Here is a 611-nt window from a genome sequence, read left to right as displayed (position 1 = left end):
CGGCGCCGGTGGAGTCGACCGGCGTATCCTCCGGCGGCTCGACCTCGAGGAGGTCATCGGCCTGGCGGTGGCGGTGCGCCCGCACCCGGCAGGCGGTGCTGCAAAATGCCTTGTCGGTCCGGCCAAAGAACGACGTTCCGCAGACCGGGCAGTGTTTTTCTTGAATGAGCATCTGAATGGGTTGTTGGAATCGGCCTTGTGCGCCGGTGTGCGCAGAGGAGGCCGTTTTTTCCCGTGCCAGCCGTGACACGCCGCCTACGGGTGCTGTCGTCTGCTTTTAAGGTACCGGTGGTCACGTGCCGGCATGCGTGCCGGACACGTGACACGACCGGCGGAAAAGGCACAGCGCAGCCGGCTGCCCGCCGTGGCACGGCTGGCACGGGAAGAATGAATGGAAAAGGTGAGGGAGTATTAGAACGCGGGCTGCGGACGTTCCTCGCCGGCCCAGCCCGGCTGCAGCAGTTCCTGCACGTAGTAGCCGCCCACGCGGGTGCTGCCCACGCGGCGCTGCTGGCGTTTGATGCCGAGGCGGGTCAGCGCCTCGCCCAGGCTCTTGTCGCGCAGCTGGCGGTGCGAGGTGCACCGCTGCAGGAAGTCGCGGATCTGCGCCA

The 611-nt window shown here is 67.1% G+C and carries 1 protein-coding gene; it reads right to left on the bottom strand.

What is annotated here, in order from left to right; all coding sequences use genetic code 11:
• Positions 1-411: 411 nt before the first annotated feature.
• The coding region (locus tag LJ737_RS26810) for a hypothetical protein (RefSeq protein ID WP_227769857.1) at positions 412-611 on the bottom strand (200 nt) is incomplete at its 5' end.

Origin of the sequence: Hymenobacter sp. 15J16-1T3B (genome assembly GCF_020711235.1) — a bacterium.
Lineage (GTDB): Bacteria > Bacteroidota > Bacteroidia > Cytophagales > Hymenobacteraceae > Solirubrum.
Note: the sequence above shows the minus strand (reverse complement) of the source record. Positions and strands in the feature narration are given on the sequence as shown.